Genomic DNA, 16,343 nt, shown 5'->3' with positions numbered 1-16,343 from the left:
TTATCAAAAAATATCATAGGTTACCTAATAATGGGGTAACCTCTATTATTGTTCCATGAAAACAGATATATATGGGATTTTACTAAAATTTGTTGTTTTAAGGTTACCTTAGCATGCAGAGTTCAGGTAAAAATTATTGATTTGTGGCTATAGGGAACTCTATCTTTTGAGCTACAAGCTAAAATAATCACATATAAGATTCCCAACCTTTATCCATGGGCCTTATGTCTTTATGTGCACTAATTTTAGTTAGCGTATCGTGCTTCTCGCTAATATAGCCTTTAATACTTAACTTTAATTTCTACTTGTTTGAGATCGGTTTAGTCTCTACTAGTCTATTTTCCTTTTGCAATGAAAATCAGATCTGGATCTACTCTGAGGTATTTCCTGTAGTTTTTTGCGCCCTAAATTTAGGGTTAATACCTATCTCAACACTTAAATCCTGTAATTTTAGTGTTTTGGCCTGTGCTATGAATATGCTCTGTTTATTAAGTTTCAGTAATGCTCCTTCTGCCTTATTTGACTGTTCCTTAAAGCAATCTCATTGGATTAACCTAAGTTTCCCTCATGCTTATAAGTACTACTTAGTAATCGCACGCATTGTATTAGCTGGGCTTAACTATTTTCATGCTGCTGTTAACGCTAATACATCCATCCTTGTAAATAAACTAAGAGATACGTGATCTCATTAGATCAGTTGTATTACTTAATTTTCTTTACTTTACTTTGATTGAATGATTTCAGTACTGAAATTTAGTCTCTTCTTTAAGCCGATCCGCATAAGGCTTTTTTAAGATTTTTTTAAGGATTATCATGAAAGCTTTAAAACTAGGTGCGTTAGCGTTAGCCATTACATCTGTTTTCACAACCACCACTACTCAAGCTTCAGTGTTTGGTGATGGATGGAACTCTCCTTTTAGAATTTTTAGTAAGTATAGAAATGAGGATGGTTCCTGGGGTGGATATCGTATTCCAGGTATTACTACTACTTCTCAAGGTACTATCATTGCTGTTGCAGATAAACGTTTTGCTGGCACAGCAGGTAACACTGATATCGTTGGTGGAGGTAAAGTTAATAAGGTATGGTTTAGCTATAAGGTTTCACATGATGGTGGTAGATCATGGTCTGAAGAGGGCTTTTTAAAACCTCCTACCTTTAGCGATAGCAATACCAACACTAATGCTTACAAAAACTACATTTCAGATCCTCAAATTGTTCATAATCCAGATACTGGCTCAACTTTTGTGTTTGGCTACCAAAGTAATTCTGCTTTAACAGTAACTACTGGCGATTTTGACGTATTCGTTCATAAATCAACTGATGGTGGCATGACTTGGGACAAGGGCCAATCTATAAAAAACAGCATCACTCTAGGTAATGGTTTTGGAAAGACCTTACAAGGCCCTGGTAAAGGTATGTACTACCAAGGCAAAATTTATGTTCCAATTCAGCAGTTTGGACCTGATACCAATAATCCTAAAAACTATTTTGCCTCTTCAGGATTTATTTACAGTGAAGATGATGGCAAAACTTGGAAGCAATCCTCCTGGGTTATTAGTGACTCTAACAGCATAACTAACGGCCTTGATCCAAATGGCAATTCTGTTTCCTCTGAGTCATCTATTTTCCATCACAAAGGTTACATTTATCTTGCTGGTAAGCGTGATCCAGCAAAAACTGGCGTAACCAATCGTATGGTATGGCGTACCAATGATAATGGTAAAACCTGGGAAAGTGTGGTAGAAGATTTCATACCTAACAATGTAGTAGGATGTCAGTCTAGTACCCTTGCTCTTAATGATGATGTTTACTTTGTAGCCTATACTACAGGTAGTGGAAACTCACGTCAGGAAACCTATATCACTACCAATACAGGCAAGCGTTTCAAGCTTTATGATTCCGACAACTGGAATAACTTGAATTCTTTTGGCTATACATCCATTACCTCAGATCAAGACAACATCTATGTTCTTAATGAGGGTGCAGATGATAACGGAGCTGTAACAGACGCTGCTGGCGCTATTTTCATGCACAACTTTGACTATGCTGGTAAAGATTACGCCAACTTAAATGCTCGTCTTTTAAACTCAGCTAAAGACTTACGTTATATCCAAGACACTATCATGAATGTTAACGACACTCATGTTCGTGGTTCTTTTGGTAGCAATGACCAGCTTGGCGCAGAGGCTGTTTTCGTAACTGACAAAGCAAAATTAGGTGTTTTCCATAAGAGTGCTAGTGATGTAGGTGATGATGTATACCGCACTATCGGCTATGATTATGACTCAACCTCTTTAGTTGCCGAGACCAGTAATTTATTGCTTAATAAGGAAGGCTTCCTAACCGACTCTATCTTTATTGGCTATCAATATAATGATGTTGACTACCTAAATGGCGCTAATGACGAGGTAAATAGCTTTATTGCAGGTTATGCTTTAAACCTTCAAACTGACTATGTGGATTACCAATTTAAAGTTAATGGCACCTTCTCTAAGCATGACTTTACACGTAATAACTCAGAAGGCTTAGGCAAGACAGCAAGCTTTGAATCTAAGGTAATTGCCCTTACCAATGAATTATCAAAGAGCTTTGATATTTTTGATAAGAAATTAACTGTTCGTCCTTTTGCTGGCTTAGATAGCACCTACTTTAAGCATGAGGGCTTTACTGAGGAAAACGGCAATAACTTTAATGATATTACTGTTTACCAAAGCGACAACTGGTCTCACGGTTTATTCATTGGTGCACAAGCTAACGGCACTTACGAGTTAAATCACGGTATGTCCCTTGAGTACAATGCTAAGGTTCGCTATATTCACGAGCTTAGTGATGTGGACGATTGGACTGACAGTTATAGAGTATTTGATACTGACTTTATGTTTGCTGCTCCTGTCAACAAGGATGATCAGGAAAACATCTTGGATGCTAGTGCCAGTGTGATCTTAAATGTTACTGAGCGTATCGGTGTAGGTATTGGAGCAATCATCGATACCTCAAATGAAAACATGGTATATGGTCAGGCTAAGATTACATTCTAACTAATGCACTTATCTTAAACTATTAACCTCTTAGGGCTTTTATTTCCCAATTAATTTTCATTAATGGAAGTAAAAGCCCTTTTTGCTCAATAATACCAGCCAAGACTAAAGCATGAGCTTAATAGTTAGCTTTAACCTGACTCAGTATAAAAATATGGCTGGATTACTAAACTGCTTACCTCATAAGCAAGGCAAATCAAACATTGCCCTGCTTTTTTAGTTAAGAGGTTAGGTTAGGTATGGTGCCTGGCTTAGTCTTTTTTGTGTGTTAGGTGCACTAGGCGTTGCTTGTTGGCGGCGGAAAGGCCAAAGCGCTCTGCGCAAGGGGCTGTCCAGACGGGTTGGAGGGAATCTGGTAAATCTAAGTTTTGGCCCAGATTTCTAAATATACCGTCATTATGGAAATCAGAGCCTAAGCTTGCTAGCAAGTTATATTTTTGACATAACTGAGTTAAATAAAGCTTGTCATTTGGCTTTTGCTGGCAAGAGGCAACTTCCATAGCTTCACCACCTACTGCAACAAAGTCCTCAATCAAGGTTCTCAATCTTAAATTGGAGATCTTGTAACGACGAGGGTGGGCTAGCACGGCTATACCAGAGGCTGCTTTAATAGCTTGCACTGCCTCATCAATTGGGCCCCAATCATTTTGTACATAAGCTTTTTGACCACGGCGCAGATATTTATGAAAGGCCTCATCAATAGTACGAGCTTTACCATCTTGATAAATAAGACGAGCGTAGTTACCACGGGTAATAGAAGCGCCTTCTTGAGCTTGCTCACGGCAACGCTCATAAGGACGCTCAAAACCCAAGCGCTCTAACTTCTCACCAATAGCAATGGCACGAGCAGTACGGCTCAATTTCTTTTTGGCCATTAGATCGTTTAAGGTCTGGTTCTCAATATCAATGAACAAACCTACAATATGAATTTGCTCGTTACGCCAAGTGGTAGAAAACTCAATACCAGGGATAATGGTTAATAAGCGCTCATTAAAAGAACGATCTAACGAGCCATTTTCTACCTTTTCAACCTGAGCATTCTCATAAATATAGTTTTCTTTAGGGGCTAATGGTGAGCCTTGCTTGAGTAGCTCGTTATTTTGCTGGGCACAAGTAATGGCTTCTTGCACACCAGCTACTAAATCGTGATCGGTAATCGCCAAATAATTTAAGCCACGCTCATAAGCCTTCATTACTATTTGAGATGGGGTAAAACCACCATCTGAGGCCTTGGTATGACAATGTAAATCAAAATTACTAATTACGGTCATAATATCCCTCAACAAAAACAAAAACAACCCACTTTGCCAAAAGAGCAAGTAGGCATAAATAATAGTTAATCTTTGGTTTCTTTTTCCCTACAGAGAACAAATGGTAGGGCATATGAAAGGTAAAGGGCTTAGGCTGTTTAACTTATGCCTGATTAGCCTTGCTTACCTAAAGAATGGCTGTATGTTTGATAGTGTAGGGATGCTTTGTTTAATTGTGGTGCTAGTATTACATCCCCACGTTTTCAGTACTAAGAGCAATCGCCTAAGGATACTTTAATTCTTTAGCACCACGTTTTGTTGTTAGCCTTCGGATTTGGATAACAACAACTCAAAACGCTCATAAAGGGCATCAAGTTCTTCTTGAACCACAGTGCGCTTTTGATTGACAGCCTTAATCTCATCAGCACTCTTGGAGTACAAAGCTGGATCGGCTATTTGAGCGTCTACTGCCTCTAACTCAAGTTCCTTGCTCTCAATCTTTTCTGGGAGCAACTCAAGCTCATGAGCTTCGGTAAAGGATAATTTATCTGACTTTTTGTTATCAGACTTAGCGCTTGAGGCTGAATCGCTATTTGAGTCGTTTTTTGCGTCTGCTTTTGCGTCAGCCTTTGACTCGCTCTTAGACTGAGTGTCAGCATCTTTGGTTTTGTTGGCAATTACTTGAGCTACATTCTTGCCAATGCGCTTGTAATAGGCTTCAACGTCTTTCCAACCACCAACAATAGTCTCAATGTGACCTTCACCTTCGAATACCCAGGTTTCAGTGGCAAATTCATCAATAAAACGACGATCGTGAGAAATTACTAATACTGTGCCAGGGAAGTTTTGTAATAACTCCTCTAGCAAGTCTAAAGTCTCTAAATCTAAATCGTTGGTTGGCTCGTCCATGATAAGCACATTGCATGGCTTGGCAAAAATACGAGCTAACATGAGACGGTTTTTCTCGCCACCAGATAAGACTTTAGCAGGAGAACGGGCTCTACGAGCAGTATACAAGAAATTCTTTAAATAAGAAAGTACGTGGATAGTACGACCATTAACAAGCACATCTTGCTTGCCTTCGGCTACGTTATCAGCTACGGTCTTTTCTAATTCTAACTGCTCATGGTATTGATCAAAATATTGTGACTCGACATTAGTACCAATACGCACATAACCGTGAGTAGGCTTCATTAGGCCCATTAAGACTTTAATTAAAGTAGTCTTACCTGCGCCATTAGGGCCAACAATACCAATACGATCGCCTCTCATTACTGTAGGAGAGAAGTCCTTGATAATATCCTTACCCTCATAAGTAACAGTAATCTTATCGGCCTCAAAAACAATATTACCCGAGCGATCTGCCTCAGTAATTTTGATAATGGCACGGCCTTGGCGGTCACGACGCTCAGAGCGCTCTTTACGCATAGCCTCTAAGTTACGTACACGGCCTTCATTACGAGCTAAACGTGCTTTAACACCACGTCTAATCCAAGCCTCTTCTTCGGCTAGGACACGATCAAACTCAGCACGAGCAAGTTCTTCTAAGCGCAAGCGTTCATCACGCAACCTTAAATAATCGTCAAAAGAACCAGGATAAGAATAAAGCTGACCACGGTCTAACTCTACAATACGAGTAGCTAAATGGTCGGCAAAAGTACGATCGTGGCTAACAAAGATAGTAGTACCTTTAAAGCCTAATAAGTACTCCTCAAGCCAGGAAATAGTAGCAATATCAAGGTGGTTAGTAGGCTCATCTAAGAGCAATACCTGAGGCTCATTGGCTAGGGCAGCAGCTAGAGCTACCTTACGTCTCCAGCCACCAGATAAAGAGGCTAGTGGAGTTTCAGGGTCAAGATCAATCTTATTTAAGATTTTATAAATAAGAGCATCCTTTACCCAACCATCATGTTGCTCAATAAAAGAAGCTAAGCGCTCTTGCTCTTTGAGATCAGTACTAAGTTTAAAATCAGCTAAGGCATTGCCCACCACATCAATGCCACGGGCTACCATGGTATAAACAGTACCTTGAGCATCTTGAGGTGGGTCTTGGGCTAGACGGTTTACTTTGAGGCCGTCTTTGAAAATCATACGGCCACTATCAAGCTCTATTTGGCGGTCAAAAAGCTTAAGCAAAGTTGATTTGCCTGTGCCATTACGACCTACCAAACAAACACGTTCTCCCTCTTCTAAAGCAAAATCTGCTTTAGATAATAAAGCATCATCACCAAAGGCTAAAGAGCCTTCCATTAAGGTTACTAAAGCCATGGTTTTATAGATCCTTTACTCCATTTGCGCCCCAAACTCTTACTTTGCGCTCTTCTTTACGATCAAATTTGCGCATGGAGCTACCCTGTCGACTTACATTACGCTTTTGTCTTTGTAAGGCACTTTCATCAGCCTCACGATATTGACCAGAACGAGTAGAGCTATAGCCCCAGTTACGTGAGTAATTACCTTGGGACTGCTTTTCCTCGTGGTTATTAGCTTCGTTCTTAACGCCACCATAGACACGACCTGCACTATAGCTGCGCTCTTGACCATAGCCATTTTCATACTCATCAGAGCTATAAGCACGCCCGCCCCTATCGTCATAACGGCGGCGGTTAGTGTCCTTGTCAAAGGAGCGCTGAGCTTTGGAGCGAGTATCAGCACGATCAGCTCTTTGCTCTTGCATTTGAGCTGCATAGCTAAAGCGCTCTTGCTTAACCTCTAAGTCCTTAGACCACTTAGCTCTCATGGTATTAGTTACCAAGGCCTCAGGCTCTTTTTGCTTTTGTGTCTGGTTATAAACGAGCTTAAAGCAAGTATGTAATTGCTGATCACGCTTAAAGTCAGGATCAAAGGTCTTAGGAGTAATGTTTTCTACAGTAAAGCCATACTGCGCAACCCCATCATCTAACTTGAAGTTACGCTTATTAGTACAGAAAATTACCACACCACCATCATTTAAATGGCGAGTTAAATTACCTAGCATTAATAAGTGATCACGCTGTACATCAAAGCTCTTTTCCATACGCTTGGAGTTAGAGAAGGTTGGCGGATCAATATAAATTAAATCGTAAGTCTTACCATGATCACGAGACAAATAAGACAAGCAATCATCTTGAGTAAAATGATGGTTACCTGTAGCGTTATAGCCATCTAAATCAAAGCCATTAATCTTAAAGTTATCCTTACCCCAATCTAGGTAAGTACGGCTCATATCTACCGAGGTAGTGCTCTTAGCACCGCCTAAGGCAGCCATTACTGAGGCAGAACATGTGTAGGCAAAGAGATTTAAGAAATCTTTACCAGCACTCATAGAACGAATTAAACGGCGGATTGGACGGGCATCTAAGAATAAGCCAGTGTCCAAATAGTCCTGTAAATTAACTTTAAAAACTACATCTTGCTCGTAAATCTCAATATAGTGGCCTAAAGCATCATCACGCTTGGCATATTGAGACTCACCTTTTTGCTTCTCACGGCTCTTAACAATAACATCATCACCAATGGCTCCAGTTACTTTAATAGTAGCGGCAATCATGTCTAACAGACGCTTTTGTGCAACATGAGCCTTAATGGAGCTAGGAGCTTGGTACTCTTGGATAATGTAATATTGGTTGTAGCGATCAATGGCGGCATTATAATCAGGCAAATCTGCATCATAAATACGATAAGCACTGATTTTTTCACGGTTAGCCCACTTCTCTAAGTTCTTTAAGTTCTTGGTTAAACGATTAGAGAAATCAACAGCCACTAATACTTGATTAGCATCAGCTTGTGGAGCTTGGTCGCCACTTTCATGGTCAAGGTTGAAAACACGTAATTGACACTCAAGAGCACCATTAAATAAGCGATAGCTCTTATCCAAAGATAAGCGTAAGCAAGAGAGCAACTCTTGAGAGGTAGAAATAACAGCAGCTCTACCACCTTTAAATAAGGTCTTTAACTTGTGACCTAAGGTAGTGTAAAGCAAAATGAGCTCATTAAAATTGCCCATACGCTCGCCATAAGGCGGATTGGTTACTACTACGCATGGCAACTCATTAACGCCTTGGCAAGGATTAGTAAGATTGTCTAAGAGGCAGTGCTCAACACTTACTAACTCACTAAAGCCAGCGTGCTCAATATTGTCACGGGCTCTTTGTACTACGGCAGAGTCAGCATCAAAACCAAAAATCTTAACGCCTAATTCTTGTGCCTTGCGCTTACCTTGATTAGAACGCTCGAGAGCCTCATTATAAATTTCTTGCCACTTGTTCTCGTCATAATCTTTTAAGTTCATAAAGCCATATGAACTACGAGCCAAGCCTGGAGCGGTATCGGTTGCTAATAATGCTGCCTCTAATAATAAAGTACCAGAGCCACACATTGGATCAATAAAGTTTTGGCTACCATTAAAGCCTGAACGAACCACCATAGCAGCAGCTAGATTTTCTTTTAATGGAGCTGCACCTGTAGTTCTATGATACTCACGCCAGAACTGAGCACTGCCTGATAAATCAATGCCTACAGCTAATTCGCCTTTCTTTAAAGTAGCAATGATGTGAATATCAGGATTGTTCTTTTGTACATCAGGACGCTCAAGCTTACACTCAACGAAGCGATCACAAACAGCGTCTTTAACACGCAAAGCACCATATTGAGTATTGCGGATATTACGATTGGTGCCGTTGAAGCTTACAGCAATGGTTTTATCAGAATCAAAATAACGCTCATAACCAATACCCTTAGCGCCTAAATACAAATCTGTATCATCATCGCATCTAAAGGTATTGAGATTCATAATAATACGGGAGGCAAAGCGACTGTATAAGCAGACACGCATAGCCAATTCCATATTGCCGCTAAAAGAAACACCAGATACAGTTTCTTTGACTGAGCTAGCGTTTAAGTCTACTAACTCACGGAATAAGAGATTTTCCAGTCCTTTAGGACAGGTAGCAAAAAAATTCTGCATTATTGTCGACCTTGCTTAGCAAAAAATATAAACAATCCTCTATTATACTGACAAAGAACGTGCACACAAAATTTTTAAGCAAAAAGCCCATCGACACTAAGTGCTGACGGGCTTGTAAAAATTGTTCTTGGTTCTAGTGATCTTATTAGTTGCCAGTTCTAATTTGGAAACCTAAGTGATAGAGCTTACGAACCTGCTCTGGGCTAGAGCATTTAATTGAAACCATTTTAAGTTCATGACGCTCTTCGTAATGTTTACGTAAAAAGTCAAAAGTTGGGCCATTGTAACACTGGGTTCTAAAGAGGCTATCATCACGGCGTACGTCGTAAATGCTAAAGACCAAACGGCCAAGTAAGCTATTAGTGATCACAGCATTTTTGTTAAGCTCAATGTTTGCAATATCAGCTGGCACCTTAGGTACCTCAAACTCAACTGATAAGCCTAGTTTTTCCACCATAGCCTGGGCAATCATTTCAGTACCACGGTTCTTGGCCTCTAGAGCATAACCTGCAATGTGAGCAGTACAGCCCTCTAAATAAGGAATTAACTCTGGAACTAAAATATCTGGCTCGTTTTCAAAAACATCAAACCATGCATGGATAAAGCCTGGACGCTCGGATAATAAGTTGTACAGAGCACGATTATCAACAATTGCACCACGAGAAGTATTAATTAAAATTTGACCCTCTTTCATCTTAGCCAACTGCTCTGCACCAATTAAATGGCGGGTTGGACAGAAATTATCAGGGCCAGCTTCAGTTAAAGGCACATGTAAGGTAACAATGTCGCAAGCTAAGGCTTCTTCTAAAGAATGAGAATATAAAGATGGATCGGCTAAATCCATATCGCATAAAAACTCATCGCCCTCGGAGAGAATACGTAAGGCAGCAACCTTTTCGTCTTCGCCACCATAACGTGGGTCGCCTTTACCCTGCATGGACTCAAGTAAAGAGCTAAATTGTGAAGCTCTTAAAGGATCACAGCATACTGTCTTCATGCCTAAGGCTTGAGCACGGCGGTAGACACGAGTACCTACGTGACCTAAACCTACAATGCCGATAGACATTTGAGAAAAATCAAGATTGTAGCGTTGGGCTAAAACCATCCATACTGACAAGATATAGTCAGCCACAGAGCGAGCATTACAGCCATGGGCAGCAGCAAAAGAAATTTTGCGACAATCTAAAGCCTTTCTATCGATATGATCAATGCCTGAGGTAGCTGTGCCCACAAACTTTAAGTTATCTGCATACTTTAAGAGATCATCATCAACCTTGGTAACTGAGCGCACAATCAGAGCGTCAATACCCTTGAGATCTTCAGGCAAAATTTCACGCCCGTACTTTAACTCAACATCGCCAAAGGCAGAAAAAATCTGCTGGGCATTGGGAATTGCGTGATCTGCAAGGATCTTTAACATGGCCATCTCCTCATTTCACCACTCAACCTAGCCTAAACATTAAATAGCTATCATATTATGAGTGGCCCAAAATATCTTTTTAGATCTTTAACTTAGAACTAAGCAGCGATAAACAATATTAACATTAGCCTAACTCCCTATTACCTATGGGAGCTTGATCTACTTAACTAAACCGCTAAACTATTCTTTATCTTACCTTTAGCTGAGCCTTTCACTAACCTTGAGATCAGGCACGACTACAAAACAATAAATTCAATATTACCACAGCAACACATGCTCGTGCTATGAGAGCCTATTTTGAAACATTATAAAAATATTGCGACTTGCTATAAGGTCAAAACTAACACTCAATAGCATGCTATGTTGGCTAACAATAATTCTACATATATTCTCTTATATGATAGCAACAAACAAACATAAAAAAGGCAACCTTGCTCACGCCCTAGACAATACTTTGTAATTTTCCCCTAACAACTGCGCTCTGTGAGTAACACTTCTTTGGTGCGCTCTAGCGCCTCTAACACATCATCCTCATGATCAAGGCAAATAGGCTGAAAGTCTGATGTTTTTGGGATAATCTTAAATACTTCCGTGGCTACAAAAGCTCTTAATACCTTATAGTTAAAGTCCATCATGCACTCTATAAGACTATCAACATCATCACCAAACATAGCCATAAGCTCATCAGAGCTAAAGACCTGATATGAGGCAACATCCTGATACTCCCAATCGCCTGTATTGAACTTTAAATCCAATATTTCCTCAGCTGTTTGATAGCTATCAGCAAAATCACCATTTTGATACTTAAATAAGGTCTTTTCAAACTCCTCTTGAGTATTAAAGCACAACAGCATAGTGCCATATTCGCTATTGCAATCTAAACCGACACTATAGAACTTAAGCTCTGGATGAGCAGCTAAAAACTCTTCTGTATCATTACTAAGCTCAGCTACTAGCCATCTTAAGCGACGCTCAAGCAACTCTTCTTTAATATTATTCTCCATCAAAAGTCCCTTCCACTCTATCTATATGCTCACAAACATGCTCTAGTGAAATTTTCATCCAATTTTTGGAAAAACTAAGTTTCGGTACAAAGCTACTAAATCCAAGGTTTTATGCCGAGCGCATTAGCGCTAATTCACAGTTTAATGCATCTTGTTTTTTCAATAATTAGGTGAACACTCCACTAGCCTTACAGTACCTATCTAATTGAAACCCACAACTTACCAAATAGCAAGTCCTCTTTACCCCATAAGCCAGCCTTACTTTGATTTGCGGTGATTTGAGGTAATGTGATTTGCCAAGGCTTGCCCCAACCTGACCAGACCTGAACAGGCTTAGCCTGGCTTAGTTTAGACTATCTTACCAAGTAAGGTATGCCACCTAATAATTTAGTTTTCTTACGCAAACTCAAGAGAGTCAGGGCCATCCTTGCCTCCTTATATTGCCATAGCAACTAGTTCTCTATGACCTACCCAAATGGGCTAAAGAGCCGTGGGTTGATAAGCTGTTATTTGAAGTTTAGCACTTTATCTCATTCCCTATATGGATACATGCCATGCTTTTACCAAAAATAAAGCCAACACTTGAAAACAGTAGCTATTAGAAATAAAAGCTTGGGCTTAAGCATAGGCATAGGCTGAGGCCAAATTTATAGTTGATTTTTGGCTTAGGGCTTGGGGGCAGCTTTATGTTTGAGTTAGTGCTGAGCCTTGTGATGGAGCTTATCTTTACTATGTTTTGGACTACCTATGCTGCTACACCTATCTTTCAAAATTCGACAACGTCAGCATTATTGTGCGAGATAATCGTGAAATAAATACAATTGCACAACAATGCAGTAATCCCTATAGCGTCATTGTCGTATTGTCCTGTTTTTATAGGATAAAACGCACATAACTGCCACGACAATGCACTAATTTGAAAGATAGGTGGCTGCTATCAATACCAAAACTGCTATAGCAACAGCTACAGCGCCAGAGCAGATTGAGCAGCATTTGCTGTGCTAACGGTGCTAGCGGTGCAGCGGAGCTAATAGCATTGGTGGAGACTTGCTAAGTTGGCCGCAATAGCTGATGTGGTGGCAATGCTAGTTGCTAGTTGCTACAGTTTGCTTGGCTTACAGTTTAAGTTTTAGCTGATTGGAGTTTTGGGGATGGAGGATGGGGCAAAACGGAGGGCAAAAGATGAGCACATGCAAAGAGCGCATTTTAGCAGTAATGATAAAGGAAAATTGTAATTTGTTAAAGCGCTATAATTTTTAATAGATGGCGTATTTATGGTGTTTTTACACTAATTTGGCATAAAATTATCACTGTACAAACAAATAACAATATCATGCGACAAAATTAAGCACTTTTAAAAGTTGGCGCTTGGTTTTAATGCTGTATAATGTGCCCATCGATTTATTAATCTTAGTTTAAAAAGTGCTTTTTTATACTAAGTATTGTTCCTCTTCATGTTAAAGGTTTAGCCAGGGATAATAGCCATGTCATTCACCCTTGAAACAAGTACCCAACGTTCCACAACTGCTATGTTATTAGGCTCAGGCGAGCTGGGTAAAGAAGTTGCCATTGAGTTGATGCGCCTGGGAGTTCATGTTGTTGCTTGCGATCGCTATTACGATGCACCAGCTATGCAAGTTGCTCATGAAAAAGCTGTTTTTGACATGAAAGACCCTCAGCAATTAGCCGATCACATTCACCGTATTAAGCCTGACTTTGTGATCCCAGAGATTGAGGCTATTGCTACTCCTGTTTTAATGGAGCTTGAGGAAAAGGAAAACTTACACGTTGTTCCTACTGCCAAGGCCGCTTACATTACTATGAACCGTAAGCAGATCCGTACCCTTGCAGCTGAGAAGCTCTCTTTACCAACCTCTCCATACTTCTTTGCTACTACTTTAGATGAAGTAAAGGAGCAAATTAAAAAGGTTGGCTTCCCATGCATTATGAAGCCAGTTATGAGCTCCTCTGGTAAGGGTCAGAGCACCATTAAGGGCCCAGAGGATATTGAAAACAGCTGGAACAAGGCCTGCAGCGAAGGTCGTGGCGGTATGGCTGAGGTAATTGTTGAAGGCTTTGTACGCTTTGAAAAAGAAATTACCTTATTAACTATTTCTGCTAGCGATGGTATTCATTTCTGCCGTCCAATTTTCCACCACCAAGTAAATGGTGACTATCACGAGTCCTGGCAAGGCGATAAGTTACCAGATGACATCCAACAAGAGTGTGAGCGCATTGCTAAGACTGTAGTTCAGGCTTTAGGCGGTCATGGTCTCTTTGGTGTTGAGCTCTTTATTTGTCCAGGTGCTGAGCACCCTGTAGTATTCTCAGAGTTATCCCCACGTCCTCACGATACTGGCATGGTAACTATGATCTCTCAAGATCAATCTGAGTTTGCTCTGCACGTACGTGCTTTATTAGGCTTACCTATTGGTGACATTACCTTTATTGCTCCATCAGCCTCAGCTGCTTTATTAGTAGAAGGCGAGGGCTCCAAGGTTAAATATGAAAATATGGCAGAGGCCATTCAAGCTGGCGGCCCACACGCTCAAATGCGTATCTTTGGCAAGCCAGAGGTTCATGGCGAACGTCGTATGGGTGTAATGCTTGCTCGTGGTGCTAACGTAGAAGAGGCCCTCGATAAGGCCAAGCTCATGCGCTCTACTATCAAGGCTACCGTTTTATAAGCAACCTAGTTTTGCTTAATTGAACAAGGGCCCTGCTTAGACATTAAGCAGGGCCCTTTTGCTTTACCCGCCTACAGTTGACAGTCCCCAGTTCCCTGTTTGCAGCAGCCCCTGTTTCCAACTTACATCCCGTCCCAGCTGCCACTTACACTGTTTTTACACCCTACCCTACACAGAGCTTAGACTTTAATCTTGGTATATAGCCATGACCACAAGAACAAGTTCTTTTGTCCTTAAGTCCAATAGATTAAAGCCCTTAATGCTTTATGGCCATAAGGCCTAAGGCCTATGGCTTATGCCATTACGGCCTTGTAGCTCTTTGGTAGTGCGACCTTGCGGTCTTGGGGCCGTTAGTCCTTAAGGCCATATGGCCTGATTTACTTTAGTAATTAGGTGACTTAGCTATGATGCTCTAATAAGGCTTGGCCAAGGCCTTAGGCTTGGGGTTTGGGGGACGAGCTTAGGTGAGTTGAAGATTCACAAAAAGCAAGCCTTAAGCTTATTAAAAATTCTAAAATTGTAGCTAGCTAGCAAAGTTGAGTACTAAATAGTGCAAAAGCCATCAATGAATGCTAGTATAATCCAACTACGATATGAGAATGTCGTATTTTTACAGATTATATACTTTGCTTTTAGGTAATTAACCCATTTACAAGAGGGTGGCTTAAATGGCTAACATCTTAGAAAAATTTGAGACTATGGATCCTTACATCCTATTATCCGCAGTTAATCTAAAATTACGTGATCATTGCTCTTCTTTAGACGATTTATGCAAAACTCACGATATCGATGAGGATAAGCTAGTAGAGCGTCTCAAGTCTGTTGGCTTTACCTATGTAGCTGAACAAAACCAATTTAAGTAATCAGTTTTCTTGTTAATCAAATGCGCAATCAACTTGCTTTTAGCAAGTAATAATTTACAAGAAAAAACTTTTTTCTTTACTGTTCACCCAAGGCTGTAGAAGGATTATTCTTTTTACAGCCTTTTTAATGAAAGATTAAAAACATGGCAGATCAAAAAATTCTAGACAAGATTAGTAAGCTTCTGGCCTTAAGTGAAAGTGATAATCCTAACGAGGCAGCTATAGCTTTAGAGCGTGCTCAAAAACTTATGAAAGAGCACTCTGTTACCATGACTGATGTCTCTTTATCTGCTATTAGTGAGCATAACGAGAGTATCCCTACTATTTTAAAAGATGGCCGCTTATATACTTTATTAGGCGATATTATCAGTCGTTCCTTTGGCGTTACCTTTCTTGTAATCTCTAAGCACAATAATTCCAGAACAGCCATTTCAGGTGTCTGTTTTATTGGCCCTAATGATCGTATTGAAACTGCTGGCTATGTTTTTACTGTGATTGCCCGTCAATTGGCTATTGCTAAAAAGAATTTTCTTGCCTCATACCGCAGTAAACTACTTGAGGAAATGATTGAATACTTTACAAGTATTGGTTATATCCGCGATCCAGAAACATTTCGCAAAACCTGCACTAGTTTACCTAAGCTTTATAAATCCTTTTTTTATATTAAAAGTTCCTGCGAATCACGTCTCAGACAAGCTACTAAGGCTTATTTACGAGGATGGCTGTCTTCCGTTTCTCAAAAGATTGATGACTTTGTTTATGAGGAGCAAGAAACTTTGCTTATAGAGCAATATATTCAAGCTACCTATCCTCACTTACGTGAATTACGACAACATAGCGTGCGTTTTAACAGGGAACAAATGTCTCATTATCATAAAGGCATTAAAGATGCTGATGACAATGTCAATCTGTTCCGTGGTGTAACAGGAGATATGCATAGAAGGGAATTAGGCTTTAAGAGCTAAGCTACTTACATTTGCCTATTACTAAGCCCCCTAAGCACGGCCTAGTGGTTAAATTGAAAACCATAGCCCGGCATTATTGATAGGTATCGATTGGTGCTTAAAGAAAAACCTAAAAATTTAGTGTGAAAATTTGGATCGTTTTGATCCATTTTTTTGCCAAAATGTTGTAT

Annotated in this window: 9 protein-coding genes; 4 read left to right on the top strand and 5 right to left on the bottom strand. The window is 40.1% G+C overall.

Features of this window, described 5'->3' with window-relative positions; translation table 11 throughout:
- Positions 1 to 813 precede the first annotated feature (813 nt).
- On the top strand, positions 814 to 3,039 hold the full coding sequence (locus MXE38_RS10615) for an exo-alpha-sialidase (RefSeq protein ID WP_246914576.1): 2,226 nt from the start codon (positions 814 to 816) through the stop codon (positions 3,037 to 3,039).
- Between the two features lie 251 nt (positions 3,040 to 3,290).
- On the opposite strand, the gene MXE38_RS10610 is transcribed toward MXE38_RS10615, so the two are convergent.
- From MXE38_RS10610 to MXE38_RS10590, 5 genes are all read right to left on the bottom strand, one after another.
- Positions 3,291 to 4,310: a PHP domain-containing protein gene (locus MXE38_RS10610; RefSeq protein ID WP_246914574.1), complete on the bottom strand. Its 1,020-nt coding sequence runs from the start codon at positions 4,308 to 4,310 to the stop codon at positions 3,291 to 3,293.
- A 300-nt stretch (positions 4,311 to 4,610) separates the two neighbouring features.
- The gene (locus MXE38_RS10605; protein WP_246914572.1) at positions 4,611 to 6,557 is read right to left on the bottom strand and encodes an ATP-binding cassette domain-containing protein; all 1,947 of its coding nucleotides are present in this window, start codon (positions 6,555 to 6,557) and stop codon (positions 4,611 to 4,613) included.
- Between the two features lie 4 nt (positions 6,558 to 6,561).
- The gene (rlmKL, locus tag MXE38_RS10600; RefSeq protein WP_348647382.1) at positions 6,562 to 9,234 is read right to left on the bottom strand and encodes a bifunctional 23S rRNA (guanine(2069)-N(7))-methyltransferase RlmK/23S rRNA (guanine(2445)-N(2))-methyltransferase RlmL; all 2,673 of its coding nucleotides are present in this window, start codon (positions 9,232 to 9,234) and stop codon (positions 6,562 to 6,564) included.
- Positions 9,235 to 9,379: 145 nt separating this feature from the next.
- The gene (locus tag MXE38_RS10595) at positions 9,380 to 10,654 is read right to left on the bottom strand and encodes a 4-phosphoerythronate dehydrogenase (RefSeq protein ID WP_246914570.1); all 1,275 of its coding nucleotides are present in this window, start codon (positions 10,652 to 10,654) and stop codon (positions 9,380 to 9,382) included.
- 467 nt (positions 10,655 to 11,121) lie between these two features.
- Positions 11,122 to 11,658: a DUF4303 domain-containing protein gene (locus tag MXE38_RS10590; RefSeq protein WP_246914568.1), complete on the bottom strand. Its 537-nt coding sequence runs from the start codon at positions 11,656 to 11,658 to the stop codon at positions 11,122 to 11,124.
- 1,484 nt (positions 11,659 to 13,142) lie between these two features.
- On the opposite strand from MXE38_RS10590, the gene purT reads away from it, so the two are divergent.
- From purT to MXE38_RS10575, 3 genes are all read left to right on the top strand, one after another.
- On the top strand, positions 13,143 to 14,345 hold the full coding sequence (purT, locus tag MXE38_RS10585) for a formate-dependent phosphoribosylglycinamide formyltransferase (protein WP_246914566.1): 1,203 nt from the start codon (positions 13,143 to 13,145) through the stop codon (positions 14,343 to 14,345).
- Positions 14,346 to 15,013: 668 nt separating this feature from the next.
- The gene (locus tag MXE38_RS10580; RefSeq protein ID WP_246914564.1) at positions 15,014 to 15,208 is read left to right on the top strand and encodes a DUF4250 domain-containing protein; all 195 of its coding nucleotides are present in this window, start codon (positions 15,014 to 15,016) and stop codon (positions 15,206 to 15,208) included.
- Positions 15,209 to 15,351: 143 nt separating this feature from the next.
- Positions 15,352 to 16,173, top strand: coding sequence for a DUF2786 domain-containing protein (locus MXE38_RS10575; protein WP_246914562.1), 822 nt, complete (start codon positions 15,352 to 15,354; stop codon positions 16,171 to 16,173).
- Positions 16,174 to 16,343 lie beyond the last annotated feature (170 nt).

Source organism: Anaerobiospirillum sp. NML120448, assembly GCF_023050945.1.
Taxonomy (GTDB): domain Bacteria; phylum Pseudomonadota; class Gammaproteobacteria; order Enterobacterales; family Succinivibrionaceae; genus Anaerobiospirillum.
The sequence above is the reverse complement of the archived record's forward strand: the minus strand, read 5'-3'. Positions and strand labels throughout refer to the sequence as shown.

Excerpts from the sequence above, each read along its gene's own strand:
- MXE38_RS10615 (WP_246914576.1), top strand. The coding sequence starts at position 814 with ATGAAAGCTTTAAAACTAGGTGCGTTAGCGTTAGCCATTACATCTGTT.
- MXE38_RS10610 (WP_246914574.1), bottom strand. The coding sequence starts at position 4,310 with ATGACCGTAATTAGTAATTTTGATTTACATTGTCATACCAAGGCCTCA.
- MXE38_RS10605 (WP_246914572.1), bottom strand. The coding sequence starts at position 6,557 with ATGGCTTTAGTAACCTTAATGGAAGGCTCTTTAGCCTTTGGTGATGAT.
- rlmKL (WP_348647382.1), bottom strand. The coding sequence starts at position 9,234 with ATGCAGAATTTTTTTGCTACCTGTCCTAAAGGACTGGAAAATCTCTTA.
- MXE38_RS10595 (WP_246914570.1), bottom strand. The coding sequence starts at position 10,654 with ATGTTAAAGATCCTTGCAGATCACGCAATTCCCAATGCCCAGCAGATT.
- MXE38_RS10590 (WP_246914568.1), bottom strand. The coding sequence starts at position 11,658 with ATGGAGAATAATATTAAAGAAGAGTTGCTTGAGCGTCGCTTAAGATGG.
- purT (WP_246914566.1), top strand. The coding sequence starts at position 13,143 with ATGTCATTCACCCTTGAAACAAGTACCCAACGTTCCACAACTGCTATG.
- MXE38_RS10580 (WP_246914564.1), top strand. The coding sequence starts at position 15,014 with ATGGCTAACATCTTAGAAAAATTTGAGACTATGGATCCTTACATCCTA.
- MXE38_RS10575 (WP_246914562.1), top strand. The coding sequence starts at position 15,352 with ATGGCAGATCAAAAAATTCTAGACAAGATTAGTAAGCTTCTGGCCTTA.